The organism is Azospirillum sp. UENF 112521 (assembly GCF_058780665.1).
The window spans coordinates 714,255-735,032 of the sequence record NZ_JBSNCI010000004.1 but is presented as its reverse complement, the minus strand read 5'-3'; the positions used below and the strand labels follow the sequence as shown (position 1 = coordinate 735,032).

The window sequence follows — 20,778 nt, the reverse complement described above, 5'->3', positions numbered from 1 at the left end:
CCAAATAATCCGGGCGCCGAATTGCACGCGGGATAGAGTTCCTCCAACGGCCGGACGGCTGACAGCCCAAGGCCAACTCGAAGATCGAACGAAGACAGGGAACAGGGGGAAATGTCCAAAATGCCGTCTCTCAGCAAATCCATCCTCGGCATGACAGCGACCAGCATGGTTGCCCTGGCCACCGTCATGGCCGGCGCGTTGATGGCCCTGCCCGCCAAGGCCGAGCCGGCGGTGGAGGTTCTGCACTACTGGACCTCCGGTGGCGAATCGAAGGCAGCGGGCGCGCTGCGCCAGGATTTCGAGGCGGCGGGCGGCAAGTGGATCGATGCGCCGGTCGCGGGCGGCGGCGGCGACGCGGCCAGCACCGTGCTGCGTTCCCGCGTGCTGGCCGGCGACCCGCCGAACGCCGTGCAGCTGAAGGGTCCGAACATCAAGGACTGGGCGGCACAGGGCAAGCTGGCGACGCTGGACGAGGTCGCCAAGGCGGAGAACTGGGACGCCATCCTGCCGCCGCAGATCCGCGACGTGGTGACCTACAAGGGCCATTACTACGCGGTGCCGGTGAACATCCACCGCGTCAACTGGATGTGGGTCAACCCGAAGGTCATGGAGAAGGCCGGCGTCGCCATCCCGAAGACCTGGGACGAGTTCAACGCCGCCGCCGACAAGCTGAAGGCCGCCGGCATCATCCCGCTGGCCCATGGCGGCCAGCCCTGGCAGGAGGGCGCCCTGTTCGAGGACGTCACCCTCGGCCTCGGCGGTCCCGACTTCTACCGCAAGGCTCTGGTGGAGCTGGACGCCAAGGCGCTGACCAGCGACACGATGGTCAAGGTGTTCGACCAGATGCGCAAGCTGCGCGGCTATGTCGACGACGGCTTCCCCGGCCGCGAATGGAACCTCGCCGCCGGCCTGCTGATGAACGGGCAGGCCGCCATGCAGATCATGGGCGACTGGGAAAAGGGCGAGCTGACCGCCGCCGGCAAGGTGCCGGGCAAGGATTTCGTCTGTGCCCATGTGCCGGGCCAGTTCGGCTACATCGTCAATTCCGACAGCTTCGTCATGTTCAGCTCGGCCAACGCCGACCGCGCCGCCGGCCAGAAGCTGCTGGCCAAGCTGATCCTGGGCAAGAAGTTCCAGGAGACCTTCAACGTGCTGAAGGGCTCGATCCCCGCCCGCCAGGATATGGCGCGCGACAGCTTCGACGAATGCGCCGTGAAGTCGATGGACGATCTGAAGACCGCCATCGACACCAACAGCGCGGTTCCGTCGATGGCCCACGAGATGGCGGTCCCCGGTGCGGTCCGCGGCGCCTTCCTGGATGTCGTCACCGCCCACTTCAACTCCACCATGACCTCGCAGGAGGCGGTGAAGCGTCTGGCCGAAGCCGTCGATCTGGCGAAGTAAGCCTCGGTTTTCCTTGTTTGTCCTCTCTCCTCTGGTGTTGCGTGTGACCTTGGAAAGCCCCTCTCCCGCCTGGGAGAGGGGCTTCTTTTCATGTGCGCATTGGGTCGGGCATCAGGGCGTGATCGCCACCTTCAGCACGCCGTCGCGCTGGTGGCCGAACAGGTCGTAGGCCTCCTCGATCCGCTCCAGCGGGAAGCGGTGGGTGACCAGCGGCTTGAGGTCGACACGGCCGGAGGCGACGACGCCCATCAGCCGGCGCATCCGCTCCTTGCCGCCGGGGCAGAGCGAGGTGACGATGGTGTGGTCGCCGAGACCGGCGGCGAACGCACCCAGCGGCAGACGCAGGTCGGCGGAATAGACGCCGAGACTGGACAGCGTGCCGCCCGGCCGCAGCACGCGCAGCGCCGCCTCGAAGGTCGCCTGGGTGCCCAGCGCCTCGATGGCGACATCGACGCCGCGGCCGTCGGTCAGCCGCAGGATTTCCTCCACCGGATCGGTTTGACGGAAATCGACCGCATGGTCGGCCCCCATCCGCCGCGCCATCTCCAGCCGCACCGGCACGGTGTCGACGGCGATGATGGTGGTGGCGCCCTTCAGCCTGGCGCCTGCGGTGGCGCACAGGCCGATGGGACCTTGCGCGAACACCGCCACCGTGTCGCCGATGCGGATGTTGCCGCGCTCCGCCCCGGCGAAGCCGGTGGACATGATGTCGGGGCACATCAGCACCTCCTCGTCCGTCAGCCCGTCGGGCACCGGGGCGAGGTTGACCATCGCGTCGGGGACCAGCAGGTATTCTGCCTGGGAGCCGTCGATGCTGTTGCCGAAGCGCCAGCCGCCCAGCGGCTTCCAGCCATGCCTGGTGCCGGCGCCGTCCTGGGAATGGCAGCCGCACAGGCAGGCGTTGCTGTGGCCGCTGGGGGTGATAGCCCCGGCGATCACCCGCTGCCCCTCGCGGTAGCCGGTGACGGCGGAGCCCAGCTTCGCGACGATGCCGACCGGCTCATGGCCGATGGTCAGGCCGCGGGCAACCGGATATTCGCCCTTCAGGATGTGGATGTCGGTGCCGCAGATCGTCGTCGTCGTGATGCGGATCAGCGCGTCGAGCGGCCCGACGTCGGGGATCGGCTTGTCGTCCAGCACGATGCGGCCCGGTTCGACGAACACCGCCGCTTTCATCATGACCATGGCGTCCTCCCAGTATGGTGGTCGCCGGTCGGGGGGCTGTTTGGCGTGACCTTCGCAAACGGCCCGCGGCCGGCGCTGTGCTTCACGCCGACCAGTCTACGCGGCGGGGAGGACGTTCGCATTGACGCAGATTGGCCGGTTGCGGGAAATCGCCCTCCCCCGCTCCAGCATGGCCTGTTTTTCAGCAGATGGCGGGACCGTCGCCCGCGGACGACGCCGCCTGGCAGCAGGGAAAGCGCAGGGTCGCCTTCAACCCACGCTCCGGCCTCGGCTCGATGTCGAGGCTGCCGCGCAGTTGCAGGGCAAGCAGCCGCATGATCCGGCCGCCCAGCCCGGTCCCCTGCGGCCGCTCGGACTGCATGCCCACGCCGTCGTCGCACACGCGCAGCACGCACCCGGTTTCCTCCTTGCGGAAGCTCAGCTCGATGCGGCCGGCCCGGCCATCGGGAAAGGCGTATTTCAGCGCGTTGGTGATCAGTTCGTTGGCGATGGTGCCGACCGCCACCGCGACGCTCATGTCGAGATCGGCATCGTCCACCTCGGCGATGACCGCCACCGGCCTGACCCCGACGACGCCGAGCTGGATATCCTCCACCAGGCTTTCCAGGAAATCCTTCGAACTGACGATGTTGACGCCTTCCACCCGGCGCAGCCGGACATAGACGCGGGCCAGCACGCCGATCCGCTCGATGGTGCCGCTGACGATGTCCTGTTCCGCCCCCGCCCCGGCCTTGTGGGCGGCGAGCGTCAGCTGGGCGCAGATCTGTTGCAGGTCGTTGCGGATCCGGTGATGGATCTCGTGCAGCATCAGATCCTTTTCCTCATTGGCGGCGGCAAGCCGGTCCGAATAGTCGCGCAGCCGCTCGTTCGCCCGGCGCAGGGCATGGGCACCGCCGGCGATGCCGAAACCGAGGGCCATATAGATGAGGAAGGCCAGACGGTCGCCCGGCTCGGCGACCCACAGCATCCCCTCCGGCTTCATGAAGAACCAGGCCGAAAACAGACCCGACAGCGCAACCGCCAGATAGCCCGACCCGCGGTCGAACAGCAGGGCGATGACGAAGATGGTCGGGATGAAGAGCAGGAACGGGTATTTGAACAGCAGCGGATCGAGCGCATGGCGCACCAGCGCCGTCAGCCCGACCAGCAACAGCGTGATCCCGTACTGTGCCCAGACGGCGCGTGGGAGGCTGGACGACAGCCGGCGAAAAAAGTCTTCCATACCCCGTTCCCTGCTCCGAACACCGCAACGGAACGGTAACAATCGGCGTGTGAAATCGGATGACCCGGGTATGCACACAAACATGTGACGAATTGCGTCCAGGCTCCGGTCGGCCATCTCGCCGGGCGAGTCTTTCGGGGGAGCCGGCCTTGGCCGCCGGCCCCGCACCCCCATCTGCAAGGTCAATCCCGAAAAACCGGAGGATCGTGATGCGCAGCACCCTGACCCTGTCGGCCACCGCCCCGATCGCCGCTCTCATTGCCGCCCTCGCCATTCCGCTTGCCCCGGCACAGGCACAACAGGGGCAAAGTCAGGTGCAGGCGGGCAATGCCCAGACGGTGAAGACCGTCCGCACCAGCGCCGGGCCGGTGGCGGTCAGCCGCGTCGCCGCCGGGCTGGAGCGGCCCTGGGGCATCGATTTCCTCCCCGACGGCCGGGCGCTGGTGACGGAAAAGCCGGGGCGGCTGCGCATCATGGCGCGCGACGGCTCGCTCTCCTCCCCGCTGGCTGGCACGCCGAAGGTCTTCAACCAGGGCCAGGGCGGACTGATGGACGTGGCCGTCGATCCAGACTTCGCCCGCAACCGGATGATCTACCTCGCCTATGCCGAGCCGGGGGATGGCGGCACCGCAGGCACGGCGCTCGCGCGCGGCACGCTGGGCGAGCGCGGCATCGAGGACTTCAAGGTGATTTTCCGCCAGACGCCCAAGGTGGACGGCGGCAACCATTTCGGCACCCGCATCGCCTTCGCGCCCGACGGCCACATCTTCCTGACGCTGGGCGAGCGCTACAAGTTCGATCCGGCGCAGAGCCGCGACAACACGCTGGGCAAGGTGGTCCGGCTGAACCGCGACGGCTCGGCTCCGAAGGACAATCCGTTCGCCGGTGAGGGGGCGACGGCCGGCGCCGTCTGGTCCTACGGCCACCGCAACATCGAGGCGGCGGCCATCGACCCGCGCAGCGGAGCGCTGTGGATCGCCGAGATGGGCCCGATGGGCGGCGACGAGCTGAACCGGCCGGAAGCCGGGAAGAATTACGGCTGGCCGCTCGTCAGCTGGGGCAAGCATTACGACGGCCGCGACATCCCCGACCCGCCGACCCGCAAGGAGTTCACCGACGCTGTCATCCACTGGACGCCGGTGATCTCGCCGTCGGGCATGGCCTTCTACACCGGCGGGCTGTTCCGCGACTGGCAGGGCAGCGCCCTGATCGGCGGCCTCAGCGCCAAGGGGCTGGTGCGCGTCGCCATCGATGGCACCGGGGCGAAAGAGGTGGAGCGCATTCCGCTCGACGCGCGCATCCGCGATGTGGCACAGGGTCCCGACGACGCCCTCTATGTCATCACCGATGCCGCCGACGGCGCGGTCTTGCGGCTGGCGCCGGCGAAATGACCGCCTGAAGAGCGGGCCGGAAGATGGGACAGGAAGTGGGACAGATGAGGATCAGGGATTACCGGCCGTCGGACGCGCCCGTCCTGGCGCAGCTTTACGCCCGCTCCGTCCGCGGCATCGGCCCCCGCTTCTACAGCGCCGAGCAGGTGGAGGCCTGGGCCGCCAGGGCGCCGACGGTGGAGCGGGTGCTGGAGGCCTATGGCGACGGCCGCGTCGCCCTGGTCGCGGTGGATGGCGACGACCAGGCGGTGGCCTTCAGCGACGTCGAGACCGACGGCCACATCAACTTCCTCTATTGCGCGCCCGAGGCCGCCGGCCGCGGCGTGATGTCGGCTCTGGTCGACGTGCTGGAGGCACGCGCCCTGGTGCTCGGCCACCCCCGCCTGCATGTGGAGGCGAGCGAGGCCGCCCGCCCCTTCCTGCTGCGCCGCGGCTTCACCCTGCTGGCTCGCCGGGATCTCAAAATCGGCGATGTGCCGATCCACAACTACGCCATGGAGAAGTGGCTGGTCCCGGCGGCGCGCCTCAACCGGGCGTGAGGACCAGGGCGCCGCTGGTGTCCCGCCCCTCCAGCGCGCGATGGGCGTCCGCCGCGGCATCGAGCGGCAGGCAGGTTACCGGACCGGCGCTCAGGCCTGCGGCGACGCGGGCCAGCACCTCCCCGGCGGCGGCACGGTAGGTGGCGGGATCGGCCATGTAGGCGAACACGCTGGGCCGGGCGAGGCAGAGCGAACGGCGCGGCCCCAGTTCGGACAGTTCGACCGGGGCGACCGGCCCGCCGGCCTGACCGACGCTGGCCACCGTGCCGAACAGCCGCACCGCGTCGAAGGTCCGGCGCAGCGTGTCGCCGCCGATGCCGTCCACCGCGACATCGGCGCCGTGCCCGCCGGTCAGGTCGCGGACGGCGGCGACGAAGTCCTCGTCCCGATACAGGATCGCGTGGTCAAGCCCGTGGGCGCGGGCGGTCTCCGCCTTGGCGGCGCTGCCGACCGTGCCGATGACGGTAGCGCCCAGGCTCTTCGCCCATTGGATCAGCAGCAGGCCAAGCCCGCCGGCGGCGGCATGCACCAGGATCGTGCTGCCCGGACCGACCGGGCAGACCCGGTTGAGCAGCATGTGGACGGTGATGCCGCGCAGCAGCAGCGACGCGGCGGCCACCGGTTCCACACCATCCGGCAGGCGCATCGCGCGGTCGGCGGCCAGTAGGCGTGCCTCGGCATAACCGCCGGCCGGCAGCCCGGCCCAGGCGACGCGGTCGCCGACCGCGAGCCCGTTCACCCCCGGCCCGACCGCCTCCACCACGCCGGCGCCCTCGACACCGAGCGTCGCGGGATAGGCCGGCAGCGGATAGAGACCGGTGCGGTGGTAGATGTCGACGAAATTGACCCCGGCGGCGGCATGGCGCAGGCGGATCTCGCCCTCGCGCGGGGCCGGCAGGTCGATGAGGGCAGGCCGCATCACCTCGGCGCCGCCTGGCCCCGTCATCTGGATTGAGCGGATCATATCGGGTGTCTCCATCGATCGTTGCGGTGGAGCGGAGGTTAATCTGTGGTGCAATACGCTGAAATTCGGCAAACTCGCCCAAGTCCTGGGTGTTTTTGCACAGAGATGTGGAGACCGGTTGGAATGGGCCGATGAACTGGGATGACCTTCGCGTCTTCCTGGCGCTGGCGGACAGCGGCAGCCTGTCGGCGACGGCCCGGAAGCTGGGGGTGGACCACTCCACCGTCGCCCGCCGGGTGGCGGCACTGGAAGCCGACCTTGGCGTGCGCCTGTTCGACCGGCTGCCGCGCGGCTATGCCCCGACCGCAGAAGCGGAGGAATTCGCGGCCCTGGCCCGCCGGGTGGAGGATGGGGTGCTGGCGGTGGAACGCCATGCCCGCGGCCAGCCGGGCGAGCCGGCCGGTGTCGTGCGCCTGTCGGCCCCGCCGGCCTTCTCCAGCAGTTTCCTCGCCCCACGGCTGGCCGGCCTGCGGCGGACGCTGCCCAGGCTGGTGGTGGAGCTGGTCGGCGACGTCCGTGCGGTCAGCCTGACCCGGCGGGAGGCCGATCTCGCGCTGCGCCTGCAACGGCCGGAGGATGACGGGCTGGTCGCCCGCCGGATTGGCGCCATGGGCTATGGGCTCTATGCGACGCCGGATTATCTCGACGGCCGCGACGAGGCCGACTGGGAGTTCATCGGCTATGACGACAGCATGGACCATGTGCCGCAGCAGCGCTGGCTGCGGCAGGTGGCCGGCCGCCGCCCCTTCGTCTTCCGCGCCAACGATCTGATGAGCCTGCGCGCGGCTGCGGCGGCCGGCATCGGCATCGCCGCGATTCCGCATTTCCTGGGTCGGGCGGACGCGGTTCCAATTCCCGCCCTGGTTCCGGCGGTTCCGGCCGCGGGCCTTTCGCCGCCGCAGCCGCGCGAGCTGTGGCTGCTGGTGCACAACGATCTCCGGCGGTCGGCACGGGTGCGGGCGGTGATGGACGCCCTGGTGTCGATCATCGCCGCAGAGCGGTCGCTGCTGGAGGATTGAAGGCATTATCGTCGTCGTTGCGACGCAATCACGGGCGGTACCATCGGCGGTACCGACAAAATTTTTACGCGAAGCACGGCCTCGGCGGGAGAAACGAGGGAACAGACCGGCAAGTTACTCCGTTCATTCAGCAGCATCGAAGAGCAGCGCTCTTGCAGACTGAACACCTGAATATGGAGGAAACGCATGCCTATCCTGCTTTGGCTTCTGGGCGTTCCCGGAATTATCGTGATCCTGCTGTGGATGACGGGCATCATCGGCTTCTGACCTCCCGCCTCAGGGTCTCCGCGACCGGACCGGAGCCGCCGAACACGGCAGCCCCGGACCGGATCGCCCGTCACTTTCCCCTTATGCCGATCACCCCTGCGATGCCACGGGCCAGTCGCAGGGTTTTCCCATGTCATTCACCGGCAATGCCGGCCCGATGGCCAGCGCGCGCGGGCGCTGCGGAGCCGGAAGCGTCGCCTCGATCCAATCCGTCAGCCGCCGGCACAGGTCCTCCTGTGGCGGCGCGTTGCATGCCGGGACGACGAAAGCCTTCAGCCGCGTGCCCTCCTCCGGCCGCATCAGCCTCACCACGACGGCTTCGACGTCGGGATGGCCGGCCAGATGCGCCTGCACCGCCGCCAGCGAGACATTGACGCCGCCGACCTGCACCACCGTGTCGAGACGGCCGCCCGGACGGAAACCGCCGTCGCTGTGGGTCAGCCGGTCCTGAAGCGTTGCGGACAGGATCGTTCCATCGGCAAGCCGGCGGCTCACCCTGCCCTCCTCGCCGAACCGCCACCAGGGGAAAGGCCGGAAGGGAGCGTCGGGGTTGTCGCGCCAGCCCAGTCCGGCGGTTTCCGACGAGCCGAACACCTCCACCAGCCGCGCCAGTCCGAGCCGGCGCACGCCATGCGCCGTGTCGGCGGGACAGGGCGCGGTGGAGCTGGTGCCCATCACGCCGTCAGGCAGCCCCGCGCCGGACCGCAGCAGGGCGCCCCACCAGTCGGGATGGGCGACGACGAGGTCGCCGGGTTCGAGCCGGGCCGCCAGCCCGCCGGGCGACGCGGCGCGCCCATCCACCACCGGAACCGCCAGACGGTTCGGCAGCAGCACGGTGAAGAGAAAGCCGTAGATGTGATGGGCCGGGACGACGCTGACGATGCGCCGCGGAGCGACCGGACCGGCGGACAGCAGGGCGGCAAGCGCGTCGGCCTCCTCCTCCAGCGCGGCCAGCGGATGTTCGCAGCGCTTCCCTTCGCCGGTGCTGCCCGAGGTGCGGAAACCCAGGGCGCTGTCGAAGCGGCCGAGCGCCGTTTCGCAGACATCGAGCCAGTCGCCGACCGTCCGCCGCACCAGCAGATAGTCCTCGATGCCGCTGCGGTGGAGGTGCAGGGACTCGTTGAGTGCCGCAGCGAGTTGCAGCAGGTCGAGGGAATCCGCCCCCACCCCGCCGGGACCGAGCGGGACGGTTTCGGGCCAGGGAGAGCCTGCGGCGGACGGCGGGACACCCGGCCGGAGCCGGGCGAATTCCCCCGCCAGCAGATCGCGGACGACCCTGCCCAGAGCGTCGCGATCCTGCCACCAGCGATCGGTCTTCATGGCAATCGGCTCACAGGCGCTTGACGAAAACCCAGTAGCTGTCGCCGATCAGGGCCTTCTTCATGTGCACCTTCACCTTGGTCGGCTTCATCTGGTAATTGAAGGTGTATTCGATCATCGTGTTCAGGTCCTTCGACTGGACGCCCTTGTCGAACACGCCCTTGAAGGCCGGGGTGTTGGTGCAGGGGGCGATCTCGGTGAAGAAATTCTTGCCGACGACGGTCTTCGGATCGCGTCCGGTGATGGCGCCTTCAGCGGAATTGTACTGAAGGATGCGGCCGGCGGCATCGAGCTGCACGGCGCCGAAGGCGAGACGGTCGATGTCCGCCGCACTCATCTTGCCAAGGGTGTTCTCGATGTCGGCCGTGCCGAATTCGACGAGCTGCATGGTCGCGGTCATGATGGAAAAATCTCCGTGTCCAGGACGATGGGCGCTGCGCCGACGGCACAGCGGGCAGGTTACGACGCCTCCTGGAGGCGATCCGTCGCATGAAGGATGATTTCAAAGAAGAGTTCGGCGGCTTGGTTTTTCATCGTCGCTGCCGTTATCCATAGAGGTATTTATCGTGAACTCGTTTGTCTACAAAAACTCAAAATCATATCATCAAAATATTGCGCCATATGACCGGATATACATTAGTTAATATACAATTCTCCTTAAGGGCGATCTTGCCTCTGCCCTTTCAAACCTTTCCGTGAAATAGGACGATCCGCCTTGTCATTTCGATTTTCATCGAAATGATGTTGACCACAGACACCACCACGTATTATTTCGATATTTATCGAATAATCGAATCGGCGCCCGGCCAATAGCACGGCTTCAGGCGATGGGTGGTTGGCTTGGAAAAGACGATGGAAAAGAAGGATGTCCTGGCCGGGCTGGCGGCCCTGGCGCAGGAAACGCGGTTGGACATCTTCCGCCTGCTGGTGGAAGCCGGGCCGGAAGGCCGCTCCGCCGGATCGATTGCGGAGGCTCTGGGGGTCGCGCCGGCCACCCTGTCCTTCCACCTGTCGGCGCTGACCAATGCCGGGCTGATCCTGCAGCGGCGCGAGAGCCGGTCGCTGATCTATTCGGCCGATTTCGGGCGGATGACCGGCATCGTCGGCTTTCTGTCGGAAAACTGCTGTGGCCGGTCGGCCAATGCGGGCGCCTGCATCCCGGTCTGCGCGCCGACGCCGGAAGCTGCCAATGGCGAGAAGACCGCAAGCCCGCGCTGCGGCTGCTGAGAACCGAAAACGGAGCGGAAAATGGCCGAGAACCGCGTCTACAACGTGCTGTTCCTCTGCACGCACAACAGCGCCCGCAGTGTCATGGCGGAATGCCTGATGAACCGGGAGGGCCAGGGCCGCTTCCGCGGCTTCAGCGCCGGCAGCCAGCCGTCCGGGCGCATCAACCCCACCGTCCGCGACCTGCTGGAGCGGCTGGGCTTTCCGACGGCGGACCTCCGGTCGAAGAGCTGGGACGAATTCGCAGCACCCGGCGCGCCCCACATGGATTTCATCGTCACCGTCTGCGACAACGCCGCGGGCGAGGTCTGCCCGGTGTGGCCGGGACAGCCGATCAGCGCCCATTGGGGCTTTGCCGACCCCTCCAGCGCCGAAGGGACCGATGCGGAGAAGGCAGCCTTCACCGCCACGGTGTTCGGGCAGATCGAGCGCCGCATCCAGGCTTTCGCCAGCCTGCCCATCGCGTCGCTCGACCGCATGGCGCTGAAGCGGCGGATGGACGAGATGGCGCCGGCAAAATCGTGACGCGGGGAGCAAATCCATGACCGCTGACATCCAGTCCGCCCCGGCCGCCCGTCCCGCCATGGGGACTTTCGAGCGCTATCTCAGCCTTTGGGTGGGGCTGTGCATCGTCGCCGGCATCGCGCTCGGCCATCTGGTGCCCGGCCTGTTCCGGGCGATTGCCGCGGCCGAGATCGCCCGTGTCAATCTGCCGGTCGCCCTGCTGATCTGGCTGATGATCGTGCCGATGCTGCTGAAGATCGACCTCGGCGCGTTGGGACAGGTCAAGGAACATTGGCGCGGCATCGGCGTGACGCTGTTCATCAACTGGGCGGTCAAGCCCTTCTCGATGGCGCTGCTCGGCACGCTGTTCATCGGCCATCTGTTCGCCCCGCTGCTGCCGCAGGAGCAGATCTCCTCCTACATCGCCGGGCTGATCCTGCTGGCCGCCGCCCCCTGCACCGCCATGGTGTTCGTGTGGTCCAACCTGTGCGACGGCGAACCGCACTACACGCTGAGCCAAGTGGCGCTGAACGACCTGATCATGGTGTTCGCCTTCGCGCCGCTGGTCGGGCTGCTGCTGGGGGTGGCGTCGATCACCGTGCCGTGGGGCACGCTGCTGCTGTCGGTGCTGCTCTACATCGTCATCCCGGTGGTGGCCGCGCAGATCTGGCGGCGCAGCCTGCTGGCGGCTGGCGGCGAGCCGGCGCTGACGCGCGTGCTCCGCCGCATCCAGCCGGTGTCGCTGCTGGCTCTGCTGAGCACGCTGGTCCTGCTGTTCGGCTTCCAGGGCGAGCAGATCCTGGCGCAGCCTATGGTCATCCTGCTGCTGGCGGTGCCGATCCTGATCCAGGTCTATGTCAACGCCGGGCTGGCCTATTGGCTGTCGCGCCGGTTCGGGGTGGCATGGTGCGTGGCGGCGCCGGCCGCGCTGATCGGCGCCTCCAACTTCTTTGAACTGGCGGTGGCGGCAGCCATCAGTCTGTTCGGGCTCGGCTCCGGGGCGGCACTCGCCACCGTGGTCGGGGTGCTGGTCGAAGTCCCGGTGATGCTGTCCGTGGTGCGCATCGTCAAGGCAACCAAGCCGTGGTACGAAAGTAAGGCGGGGGCATGAACCCCCGCCTTTTCATGGGTCTTTTCTGCGCATGATTGAGACGGTCCCGGCATACCGCCGATATGTAGTGAAACTACATTTCTGCTATGGTGGTTTTATACCGGAACATGTGGGGAAATTGAGTCTGTTACGCCAAGATGCTCCCTTATCCGCTTAGCATGACTTGATCCAGATCAAATCTCGCGGCAAGTGGTAGGACCACTCTTGCGTCGCCCTCGGGCAGGATGTAGGTTTCCTACATATCGCATGGAACCGAGAGATTCGGGGGTTCCGGGCCGGCAAACCGGCCCTTTGGCGACACCCGACGGGAGACGCCCGATCATGGTCACGACCGTTAAAACCCTTTCCGACCTGAACGCCCTGATCGCGCGGGTGAAGGCGGCGCAGGCGCGCTTCGCCGACTATCCGCAGGAGACGGTCGACCTGATCTTCCGCAGCGCCGCTCTGGCCGCCGCCAACGCCCGCATCCCGCTCGCCAAGATGGCGGTGGCGGAGACCGGCATGGGCGTCATGGAAGACAAGGTCATCAAGAACCACTTCGCTGCCGAATACATCTACAACAAATACAAGGACGACAAGACCTGCGGCGTGCTGTCCGAAGACAACGACGCCGGCATTCTCACCATCGCCGAGCCCGTCGGCCTGATCTGCGGCATCGTCCCCACCACCAACCCGACCTCGACCGCCATCTTCAAGGCGCTGATCGCGCTGAAGACCCGCAATGGCCTCGTCCTCTCCCCCCATCCCCGCGCCCGCAAATCGACCTGCGAGGCCGCCCGCCTCGTGCTCGCCGCCGCGGTCGAGGCCGGTGCGCCGGACGACATCATCGGCTGGATCGACGAGCCCTCGCTCGAACTCTCCAACGCCGTCATGCACCATCCCGCCATCAACCTGATCCTCGCCACCGGCGGGCCGGGCATGGTCAAGGCCGCTTACTCGTCCGGCAAGCCCGCCATCGGCGTCGGCGCCGGCAACACCCCCGCCGTCATCGACGAGTTCGCCGACATCAAGCGCGCGGTGGCCTCCATCCTGATGTCCAAGACCTTCGACAATGGCGTGGTCTGCGCGTCCGAACAGTCGGCGGTGGTGGTCGAGGCCGTCTATGACGCCGTGCGCGACCGCTTCGCCCATCATGGCGGCTACATCCTGTCGCCCCGCGAGGCCGACGCCGTGCGCAAGGTGCTGCTGACCGACGGCCATCTCAACGCCGACATCGTCGGCCAGCCCGCCCATGCCATCGCCGCCATGGCCGGGCTGAACGTGCCGCTCGCCACCAAGGTGCTGATCGCCGAAGTTTCGGATGTCGACGACAGCGAGCCCTTCGCCCACGAGAAGCTGTCGCCGACCCTGGCGCTCTACCGCGCCAAGGACTTTATGGAAGCCTGCGACAAGGCCGCCGCCCTGGTGGCGCTCGGCGGCATCGGCCACACCTCGGCGCTCTATACCGACCAGGACCGGCAGGCCGAGCGCATCCGCCATTTCGGCGACAAGATGAAGACCGCCCGCATCCTGATCAACACGCCGTCGTCCCATGGCGGCATCGGCGACCTCTACAATTTCCGCTTGGCCCCGTCGCTGACGCTGGGCTGCGGCTCGTGGGGCGGCAATTCGATCTCGGAGAATGTCGGGCCGCAGCATCTGATCAACAAGAAGACGGTGGCCAAGCGGGCCGAGAACATGCTGTGGCACAAGCTGCCCAAGTCGATCTATTTCCGCCGCGGCTGCCTGCCCTTCGCGCTTGAGGAGCTGCGCGGCAAGAAGCGCTGCCTGATCGTCACCGACCGCTTCCTGTTCGAGAACGGCCATGTCAACGACAGCGTCCGCGTGCTGAAATCGCTGGGGCTGGAGGTCGAGACCTTCTTCGAGGTCAGTGCCGACCCGACGCTGGCGGTGGTGCGCAAGGGGGTGGCGCTGGCGAATGCCTTCCAGCCCGACGTCATCCTGGCGCTGGGCGGCGGCTCGCCGATGGATGCGGCCAAGATCATCTGGGTGATGTACGAGGCGCCCGAGGTGGCGTTCGAGGATCTGGCCCTGCGCTTCATGGACATCCGCAAGCGCATCTACACCTTCCCCAAGCTCGGCGTGAAGGCGCAGCTGGTGGCGGTGCCGACCACGTCCGGCACGGGATCGGAGGTGACGCCCTTCGCCGTGGTGACCGACGAGCGCACCGGGACCAAGTACCCGATTGCCGATTACGAGCTGACGCCGAGCATGGCGATCGTCGACGCCAACCTGGTGATGGACATGCCCAAGGGTCTGACGGCGGCGGGCGGCATCGACGCGGTGACCCATGCGCTGGAGGCCTATGTCTCGGTGGTGGCGAACGAGTATTCCGACGGGCAGGCGTTGCAGGCGCTGAAGCTCTTGAAGGAGCATCTGCCGTCGGCCTACCGCAACGGGTGCCAGGATCCGAAGGCGCGGGAGCTGGTTCACAATGCGGCGACGCTGGCCGGCATCGCCTTTGCCAACGCCTTCCTGGGCGTCTGCCATTCGATGGCGCACAAGCTGGGGGCGGAGTTCCACATCCCGCACGGCATCGCCAACGCGCTGCTGATCGCCAACGTAATCCGCTACAACGCGGCGGACATCCCGACCAAGCAGACGGCGTTCAGCCAGTACGACCGTCCGAAGGGTGTGGCGCGCTATGCGCAGATCGCCCGTCATCTGGATCTCGGCGGCAGCCGCGACCATGAGCGGGTGGAGAAGCTGATCCAATGGGTCGAGGAGATGAAGCGGGCGCTGGAGATCCCGGCCTCGATCCAGGCGGCGGGGGTGCCGGAGGCAGCCTTCCTGGCGCGGGTCGATGCGATTGCCGAAGCGGCCTTCGATGACCAATGCACCGGCGCCAACCCGCGATATCCGCTGGTCGCCGAGATCAGGCAGCTGCTGATCGACAGCTATTACGGACGCGCCTATGTCGAGCCGTCGGCCCAGGACGCCGCACCGGTCGAAGTCAAGCCAGCCGGCAAGTCCGCCGCCCGCAAGGACGCCGCGCTCGCCAAGTAACGAAACCCCTTAAGTCAGGATACGAGACCATGAGCAAAGCGATCATGTGGGCCGAAAGCGATGCCCGCGGCTTCGAGACCGAATGCCTGTTCAACGAGGACAACCGCAGCTACGAGGTGCTGGTCACCGCGACTGGCCTGGGGCTCGACAAGGCGGAGAGCTTCCCGGTGGTCGAGGATCCCGGCCTGGGGATGTGCCCCGCCGACCTCGCCCGCTCGATCAAGCTGGCGGACCGGCTGGTGTGGGAGATCGACCGGTCGCTCGGCGACCTCTGAGGCGAGCCACGCCGCCGCCGGACGGCAAGTCGATCTGTTTGAAAAGCCCCCGTCCGAACTGCCGGACGGGGGCTTTTCCATTGCCGGGACTGTGACCGCGGGCCCCCGGTCAGCCCGGCGCCAGCAGCCAGCGATGTTCCGGGGCGGTGTTGAAATGCCAGGCGCGGCGGGGGCCGGCCATCACGTTCAGGTAATAGCCGGTGTAGCCGTGGGCGGCCCCGACCGGGTGGTAGCCGCGCGGGACCATGACGAGGTCGCCGTTTTCCACCGCCATCGCCTCGTCCAGCGAGCGGTCGTCGGTGTAGACACGCTGGAAGGCGAAGCCCTGCGGCGGGTCGATGCGGTGGTAATAGGTCTCCTCCAGCTGGGTTTCCGCCGTGCCGTCGTCGGCGTCGTGCTTGTGCGGAGGATAGCTCGACCAGTTGCCGGCCGGCGTGATGACCTCCACCACCAGAAGGCTGTCGGCCGGCTGCGATTCGGGCAGGATGTCGAAGACATGGCGGGTGTTGCTGCCCTGCCCGCGGACCGAGGCGCCGACATCCTCCGGACGGATCAGCCGCACCGGCAGCCCGCCGTTCAGGCCGGGCGCGGTGCAGACCGCCAGTTCCAGCGCGGTGGTGGCCCTGACCCGCCACGGCGTCCCCTGCGGCAGGTAGATGGCATAAGGCCGCTTGTCCTCGAAGGGCGACATGCGGTCGCCAAGCTCCGCCCATTCCCGGTCGCCGGCCATCGCCGCACCGCGCCCGGCGACGAAGACCAGACAGGTCTCGCGGTCCGCATCCTCGCCGGAAACGGTCATGCCCTCCTCAAGGCGGTAAAGGTCGAACCCGATGCACGACCAGCCCGCCGATTCAGGGGTGACATGGTGCACCCGGCCGGCCGGGTCCGGTGCGTGGTTGCGCAGCAGCAGCTTGCTCATGGTCGCCCTCTGTGGTGCCGGATGGTCTCGCGATGCGTCTCCGCCCCCTGGCGAAGCCGTGTTGGGTTCAGGCGCGGACGGTTCGGATCATATGTTCCCGCTCACGTCATTGTCGGCATCACGAAGTCGGCGCCGGAGCGGATGCCGGTCGGCCAGCGGCTGGTGATGGTCTTCAGCCGGGTGTAAAAGCGCACGCCTTCCGGCCCATGCATGTGATGGTCGCCGAACAGCGAGCGCTTCCAGCCGCCGAAACTGTGGAAGGCCATCGGCACCGGGATCGGCACGTTGACCCCGACCATGCCGATCTCGATTTCCGCCCCGAAGGCGCGCGCGGTGTCGCCGTCGCGGGTGAAGATGGCGGTGCCGTTGCCGAACTCGTGCGCGTTGATCAGGTCGACCGCCGTGCGGTAGTCGGGAACCCGCACCACCGCCAGCACCGGGCCGAAGATCTCCTCCTTGTAGATCCGCATGTCCGGCGTGACGTGGTCGAACAGCGTGCCGCCGAGGAAATAGCCGTCGCCGCACTCCGGATCGGCGATCTCGACGTGGCGGCCATCCACCACCAGCGTCGCCCCTTCCTCGATGCCGAGGTCGATGTAGCCGCGCACCTTGTCGCGGTGCTGGCGGGTGACCAGCGGCCCCATCTCCGAGGACGGGTCGGTGCCGGGACCGATCTTCAGGGCGCGAACCCGCTCGGCCAGCCGCTCGACCAGCGCGTCGGCCACCGCCTCCGTCACCGGCACGGCGACCGAGATCGCCATGCAGCGCTCGCCGGCCGAGCCGTAGGCCGCCCCCATCAGCGCGTCCACCGCCTGATCGAGGTCGGCATCGGGCATGATGACCATGTGGTTCTTGGCGCCGCCCAGCGCCTGCACCCGCTTGCCGTTGGCCGCCCCGGTGGCATAGATGTATTGCGCGATGGGAGTCGAGCCGACGAAGCTGACCGCCTTCACGTCGGGATGGCTCAGCAGCGCATCGACCGCCACCTTGTCGCCATGGACGACGTTGAAGACGCCGTCGGGCAGGCCGGCCTGGGTCAGCAGCTCCGCCATGAACAGGGCCGCGCTCGGTACCCGTTCGGACGGCTTCAGGATGAAGCAGTTGCCGCAGGCGAGGGCGACCGGGAACATCCACATCGGCACCATGGCCGGGAAGTTGAACGGCGTGATGCCGGCGACGACGCCCAGCGGCTGGCGCAGCGAATGGCTGTCGACGCGGGTGCCGACATTCTCCGCCACCTCGCCCTTCAGCAGATGCGGGCCGCCGCAGGCGAACTCCACCACCTCCAGCCCGCGCGCCACCTCGCCCAGCGCGTCGGAATGGACCTTGCCATGCTCGGCGGTGATCAGGCTGGCGAGCCGGTCGGCGTTCTGCTCCAGCAGCTGCTTGAAGGCGAACATCACCCGGGCGCGGCGCAACGGGGTGGCGGCCGACCAGGACGGGAAGGCGGCACGGGCGGCGGCGACGGCGCGGTCGACCTCCGCCGCGGTCGCCAGCGGCACCTTGGCGCTGTTGCGGCCGGTCGCCGGGTTGTAGACGTCGCCGAGCCGGCCGCTGGTGCCGCCGACCGGGGCGCCGTTGATGAAATGCGTGACGATGTTGGTCATTTGGATGCTCACAGGCCGTATTCTGTTACGAGCGCGCTCAGATGCCGGCGGCCCTTGGTGACGTAGGTCAGGGGATGGGCCTTGGCGGGGTCCTGTTCCGCCTCGATCACCAGCCACTGGCCGCGATAGTCCGCGTCCTTCAATGCCTTCAGCACGGCGGGGAAATCGACGCAGCCGTCGCCCGGCACGGTGAACACCCCGTCGATGACGGCATCAAGGAAGCTGCTGTCGGTCGCCTTGGCCCGCGTCAGCACGTCGGCGCGCACGTCCTTGCAATGGACGTGGTTGATGCGGCGGCCCCATTTGGCGATCAGATCCAGCGGATTGCCGCCGGCGAAGGTCAAATGGCCGGTGTCGAGCAGGATGCCGACGCTGTCGCCGGTGACCTCGGCGAAGCGGTCGATCTCGTCGGGCGTCTCCACCACCGTGCCCATGTGGTAGTGGTAGGCGAGCGGCGTGCCCTGGTCGCGCAGGTAATCGCCGAACTCCGCCATGCGGCGGCCGAACTCCGCCCACTGGCCGGACTCCAGCGTCGGGCGTTGGGACAGCGGCGTGCCGCAGGCGCCATGGACGCAGCCGGTGGTCTCGGCCACCACCATCACCGGGCAGCCCATCGCCTTCAGCAATTGCAGGTGCGGCTGCACCGCCTCGATCTCCTCGGCGACGCTGCGCTCCAGCAGGCCGGCGCTGTACCAGCCGGACACCAGCGACAGGCCGTAGCCGTCGAGGATCGGGCGCAGCACGGCGGCGTCGCGCGGGAATTTGTTGCCAAGCTCGAAGCCCTGGAAGCCGGCCTCGCGCCCTTCGGCGAGGCACTGCTCCAGCGGCGTCGCCCCGCCCAGCTCAAGCATATCGTCGTTGCTCCAGGCGATCGGATTGACGCCGAGACGAACGGTCATGATCGGATGCTCCCAAGACGGAAGAAGATGGTGGAATTGGGGAAGAGGGGCGCGGTCAACGGCGCTGGCGGGCCTTGTTGGCGACGTAGCGTTCACGCGCCGCCGCGACCTCGGGACGGGTCGAGAGTTCCGGCACCGGCACGTCCCACCACGCCCCGCCTTCCTGGGTGGAGGGCAGCGGGTCGGTGTCGATGACGATGGCGTAGGTGACGGGGGATTCCTTGGCGCGCTCCAGCGCCTGTTCCAGCGCGGCAACACCCGTCACTTTCTCGGTCACGGCACCCAGCGCGCGCAGATGGGCGGCGAAGTCGATGTCGGGCAGGGTCTCGGTCTCGTAATGGGTGTCGCGCAGCAAATTGTTGAAGGGGGCGCCGCCGCAGGCGTTCTGCAAGCGGTTGATGCAGCCATAGCCGCGGTTGTCGAGCAGGACGACGATCAGCTTGCGCTTCATCGCCACCGACACGGCCAGCTCGGAATTCAGCATCATGTAGCTGCCGTCGCCGACCATGACGAAGGTCTCGCGGTCCGGGCAGGCCATCTTGACGCCGAGCCCGCCGGCGATCTCGTAGCCCATGCAGGAGAAGCCGTATTCGAGGTGGTAGCCGCCGGGCCGGCCGCTGCGCCACAGCTTGTGCAGTTCGCCCGGCAGGCCGCCGGCGGCGCAGACGATGGTGCCGTCCCTGCCGGCGGCGCGGTTGACCGCCCCCAGCACCTGGGCGTCGGTCGGCAGGTCAAGCCCGGCGTCGGCGGTCACCCGGTCGACGATGCGGGTCCACACCGCCGTGCGCTCCTGCGCCAAAGCCTGCCAGGACAACGGCGCCGACCAGTCGCCGAGCCCGGCGTCGAGGGCGGCCAGCCCGCGCGCCGCGTCGGCGACCAGCGGCAGGGCGTCGCCCTTCACCGCATCGAAGGCGGCGACGTTCAGCCCGGCGAGACGGGCGCCGCGGTTGGCGAAGACCGTCCAGGAGGCGGTGGTGAAGTCGGCGAGCCGGGTGCCGACCGCCAGCACCAGATCGGCCTCCGCCGCCAGCTCGTTGGCGGCGCTGGAGCCGGTGACGCCGATGGCGCAGACGTTGCAGGGATGGTCCCAGACCAGGGCGCCCTTGCCGGCCTGGGTCTCCGCCACCGGGATGCCCCGACGCTTGGCGAAGTCGGCCAGCGCGTCGCAGGCGCCGCTGTAGAACACGCCGCCGCCGGCGACGATCAGCGGCTTCTGTGCGGTGCGCAGGGCCTCTGTCACCGCGGCCAGCTCGTCGCGGTCGGGCTCCGGACGGCGGGTGCGGCGGACGGTGCGCTCGAAGACGGAGACCGGGAAGTCATGGGCTTCGGCCTGCACGTCCTGCGGCAGGCAGAGCGTCACCGGCCCGCACTCCACCGGGTCGGTCAGCACCTGGAGGGCGCGGCGCAGGCTGGGGATCAGCTGTTCGGGGCGGGTGATGCGGTCCCAGAAGCGCGACACCGGGCGGAAGCAGTCGTTGGCGCTGACGGTGGCGTCCTCGAACCGCTCGACCTGCTGCAACACCGGGTCGGGGGCGCGGGTGGCGAAGACGTCACCCGGCAGAAGCAGCACCGGCAGGCGGTTGACATGGGCCAGCGCCGCCGCCGTCACCATGTTGACGGCACCCGGCCCGATGGAGGTGGTGCAGGCCATCATGCGGCGGCGCCCTTGCGCCTTGGCATAGGCGATGGCGGCATGCGCCATCCCCTGCTCGTTGTGGGCGCGGTAGGTCGGCAGAACATCGCGGGCGGCATGCAGCGCCTCGCCCATGCCCGCCACGTTGCCGTGGCCGAAGATCGCCCAGACACCGGCGAACAGCGGCAGTTCCCGGCCGTCGATCTCGACATACTGGGCGCTGAGATAGCGGACGACGGCCTGGGCGACGGTTAGGCGCACGCTGTCCATGATGGCTTCTCCCTGG

At 68.0% G+C, this 20,778-nt stretch carries 18 protein-coding genes; 9 read left to right on the top strand and 9 right to left on the bottom strand.

The window, feature by feature from the left end; genetic code table 11:
* Window positions 1-120 precede the first annotated feature (120 nt).
* On the top strand, window positions 121-1,404 hold the full coding sequence (locus ACWPN8_RS23860) for an ABC transporter substrate-binding protein (protein ID WP_492242520.1): 1,284 nt from the start codon (window positions 121-123) through the stop codon (window positions 1,402-1,404).
* A 111-nt stretch (window positions 1,405-1,515) separates the two neighbouring features.
* On the opposite strand, the gene ACWPN8_RS23855 is transcribed toward ACWPN8_RS23860, so the two are convergent.
* Window positions 1,516-2,589, bottom strand: a complete 1,074-nt coding sequence (locus tag ACWPN8_RS23855; RefSeq protein WP_492242519.1) for an NAD(P)-dependent alcohol dehydrogenase — start codon at window positions 2,587-2,589, stop codon at window positions 1,516-1,518.
* 181 nt (window positions 2,590-2,770) lie between these two features.
* A complete protein-coding gene (locus ACWPN8_RS23850; protein WP_492242518.1) occupies window positions 2,771-3,811 on the bottom strand; it encodes a sensor histidine kinase in 1,041 nt (346 codons plus the stop codon).
* A gap of 209 nt (window positions 3,812-4,020) precedes the next feature.
* Between ACWPN8_RS23850 and ACWPN8_RS23845 the strand changes: the two genes are divergently transcribed.
* Complete coding sequence (locus ACWPN8_RS23845) at window positions 4,021-5,202, top strand: PQQ-dependent sugar dehydrogenase (protein ID WP_492242517.1); 1,182 nt, start codon at window positions 4,021-4,023, stop codon at window positions 5,200-5,202.
* 44 nt (window positions 5,203-5,246) lie between these two features.
* Window positions 5,247-5,741 carry a GNAT family N-acetyltransferase gene (locus tag ACWPN8_RS23840; protein ID WP_492242516.1) on the top strand — a complete coding sequence of 165 codons (495 nt, stop codon included), beginning with the start codon at window positions 5,247-5,249 and terminating at the stop codon, window positions 5,739-5,741.
* Here the strand turns inward: ACWPN8_RS23840 and ACWPN8_RS23835 are convergent.
* The gene (locus ACWPN8_RS23835; RefSeq protein ID WP_492242515.1) at window positions 5,728-6,705 is read right to left on the bottom strand and encodes a quinone oxidoreductase family protein; all 978 of its coding nucleotides are present in this window, start codon (window positions 6,703-6,705) and stop codon (window positions 5,728-5,730) included. The two genes, ACWPN8_RS23840 and ACWPN8_RS23835, sit on opposite strands and share 14 nt — an antisense overlap.
* Window positions 6,706-6,836: 131 nt before the next feature.
* On the opposite strand from ACWPN8_RS23835, the gene ACWPN8_RS23830 reads away from it, so the two are divergent.
* Window positions 6,837-7,724, top strand: coding sequence for a LysR family transcriptional regulator (locus ACWPN8_RS23830; protein ID WP_492242514.1), 888 nt, complete (start codon window positions 6,837-6,839; stop codon window positions 7,722-7,724).
* 357 nt (window positions 7,725-8,081) lie between these two features.
* Here the strand turns inward: ACWPN8_RS23830 and pcl are convergent, their stop codons facing one another.
* The gene (pcl, locus tag ACWPN8_RS23825) at window positions 8,082-9,311 is read right to left on the bottom strand and encodes a 4-coumarate--CoA ligase (protein ID WP_492242513.1); all 1,230 of its coding nucleotides are present in this window, start codon (window positions 9,309-9,311) and stop codon (window positions 8,082-8,084) included.
* A 10-nt stretch (window positions 9,312-9,321) separates the two neighbouring features.
* The gene (pyp, locus tag ACWPN8_RS23820) at window positions 9,322-9,711 is read right to left on the bottom strand and encodes a photoactive yellow protein (protein WP_247873218.1); all 390 of its coding nucleotides are present in this window, start codon (window positions 9,709-9,711) and stop codon (window positions 9,322-9,324) included.
* A 452-nt stretch (window positions 9,712-10,163) separates the two neighbouring features.
* On the opposite strand from pyp, the gene ACWPN8_RS23815 reads away from it, so the two are divergent.
* From ACWPN8_RS23815 to ACWPN8_RS23795, 5 genes are all read left to right on the top strand, one after another.
* Window positions 10,164-10,538 carry an ArsR/SmtB family transcription factor gene (locus ACWPN8_RS23815; protein ID WP_109450699.1) on the top strand — a complete coding sequence of 125 codons (375 nt, stop codon included), beginning with the start codon at window positions 10,164-10,166 and terminating at the stop codon, window positions 10,536-10,538.
* Between the two features lie 21 nt (window positions 10,539-10,559).
* Complete coding sequence (locus tag ACWPN8_RS23810; protein ID WP_492242512.1) at window positions 10,560-11,063, top strand: arsenate reductase ArsC; 504 nt, start codon at window positions 10,560-10,562, stop codon at window positions 11,061-11,063.
* A gap of 58 nt (window positions 11,064-11,121) precedes the next feature.
* Window positions 11,122-12,153 carry an ACR3 family arsenite efflux transporter gene (arsB, locus tag ACWPN8_RS23805; protein ID WP_492242677.1) on the top strand — a complete coding sequence of 344 codons (1,032 nt, stop codon included), beginning with the start codon at window positions 11,122-11,124 and terminating at the stop codon, window positions 12,151-12,153.
* 246 nt (window positions 12,154-12,399) lie between these two features.
* Complete coding sequence (gene adhE, locus ACWPN8_RS23800) at window positions 12,400-15,159, top strand: bifunctional acetaldehyde-CoA/alcohol dehydrogenase (protein ID WP_492242511.1); 2,760 nt, start codon at window positions 12,400-12,402, stop codon at window positions 15,157-15,159.
* A gap of 29 nt (window positions 15,160-15,188) precedes the next feature.
* Entirely contained in the window at window positions 15,189-15,434 is a 246-nt protein-coding gene (locus tag ACWPN8_RS23795) for a hypothetical protein (protein ID WP_109447671.1), read from the top strand.
* A 109-nt stretch (window positions 15,435-15,543) separates the two neighbouring features.
* Here ACWPN8_RS23795 and iolB read toward each other — a convergent pair whose 3' ends face one another.
* From iolB to iolD, 4 genes are all read right to left on the bottom strand, one after another.
* A complete protein-coding gene (gene iolB, locus ACWPN8_RS23790; protein ID WP_492242510.1) occupies window positions 15,544-16,353 on the bottom strand; it encodes a 5-deoxy-glucuronate isomerase in 810 nt (269 codons plus the stop codon).
* Between the two features lie 101 nt (window positions 16,354-16,454).
* The gene (locus tag ACWPN8_RS23785) at window positions 16,455-17,960 is read right to left on the bottom strand and encodes a CoA-acylating methylmalonate-semialdehyde dehydrogenase (protein WP_492242676.1); all 1,506 of its coding nucleotides are present in this window, start codon (window positions 17,958-17,960) and stop codon (window positions 16,455-16,457) included.
* Window positions 17,961-17,968: 8 nt separating this feature from the next.
* A complete protein-coding gene (gene iolE, locus ACWPN8_RS23780) occupies window positions 17,969-18,859 on the bottom strand; it encodes a myo-inosose-2 dehydratase (protein WP_492242509.1) in 891 nt (296 codons plus the stop codon).
* Between the two features lie 55 nt (window positions 18,860-18,914).
* The gene (gene iolD, locus ACWPN8_RS23775) at window positions 18,915-20,762 is read right to left on the bottom strand and encodes a 3D-(3,5/4)-trihydroxycyclohexane-1,2-dione acylhydrolase (decyclizing) (RefSeq protein WP_492242508.1); all 1,848 of its coding nucleotides are present in this window, start codon (window positions 20,760-20,762) and stop codon (window positions 18,915-18,917) included.
* Window positions 20,763-20,778 lie beyond the last annotated feature (16 nt).

Coding starts and splice junctions, on each gene's coding strand:
- ACWPN8_RS23860 (WP_492242520.1), top strand. CDS start 121: ATGCCGTCTCTCAGCAAATCCATCCTCGGCATGACAGCGACCAGCATG.
- ACWPN8_RS23855 (WP_492242519.1), bottom strand. CDS start 2,589: ATGGTCATGATGAAAGCGGCGGTGTTCGTCGAACCGGGCCGCATCGTG.
- ACWPN8_RS23850 (WP_492242518.1), bottom strand. CDS start 3,811: ATGGAAGACTTTTTTCGCCGGCTGTCGTCCAGCCTCCCACGCGCCGTC.
- ACWPN8_RS23845 (WP_492242517.1), top strand. CDS start 4,021: ATGCGCAGCACCCTGACCCTGTCGGCCACCGCCCCGATCGCCGCTCTC.
- ACWPN8_RS23840 (WP_492242516.1), top strand. CDS start 5,247: ATGAGGATCAGGGATTACCGGCCGTCGGACGCGCCCGTCCTGGCGCAG.
- ACWPN8_RS23835 (WP_492242515.1), bottom strand. CDS start 6,705: ATGATCCGCTCAATCCAGATGACGGGGCCAGGCGGCGCCGAGGTGATG.
- ACWPN8_RS23830 (WP_492242514.1), top strand. CDS start 6,837: ATGAACTGGGATGACCTTCGCGTCTTCCTGGCGCTGGCGGACAGCGGC.
- pcl (WP_492242513.1), bottom strand. CDS start 9,311: ATGAAGACCGATCGCTGGTGGCAGGATCGCGACGCTCTGGGCAGGGTC.
- pyp (WP_247873218.1), bottom strand. CDS start 9,711: ATGACCGCGACCATGCAGCTCGTCGAATTCGGCACGGCCGACATCGAG.
- ACWPN8_RS23815 (WP_109450699.1), top strand. CDS start 10,164: ATGGAAAAGAAGGATGTCCTGGCCGGGCTGGCGGCCCTGGCGCAGGAA.
- ACWPN8_RS23810 (WP_492242512.1), top strand. CDS start 10,560: ATGGCCGAGAACCGCGTCTACAACGTGCTGTTCCTCTGCACGCACAAC.
- arsB (WP_492242677.1), top strand. CDS start 11,122: ATGGGGACTTTCGAGCGCTATCTCAGCCTTTGGGTGGGGCTGTGCATC.
- adhE (WP_492242511.1), top strand. CDS start 12,400: ATGGAACCGAGAGATTCGGGGGTTCCGGGCCGGCAAACCGGCCCTTTG.
- ACWPN8_RS23795 (WP_109447671.1), top strand. CDS start 15,189: ATGAGCAAAGCGATCATGTGGGCCGAAAGCGATGCCCGCGGCTTCGAG.
- iolB (WP_492242510.1), bottom strand. CDS start 16,353: ATGAGCAAGCTGCTGCTGCGCAACCACGCACCGGACCCGGCCGGCCGG.
- ACWPN8_RS23785 (WP_492242676.1), bottom strand. CDS start 17,960: ATGACCAACATCGTCACGCATTTCATCAACGGCGCCCCGGTCGGCGGC.
- iolE (WP_492242509.1), bottom strand. CDS start 18,859: ATGACCGTTCGTCTCGGCGTCAATCCGATCGCCTGGAGCAACGACGAT.
- iolD (WP_492242508.1), bottom strand. CDS start 20,762: ATGGACAGCGTGCGCCTAACCGTCGCCCAGGCCGTCGTCCGCTATCTC.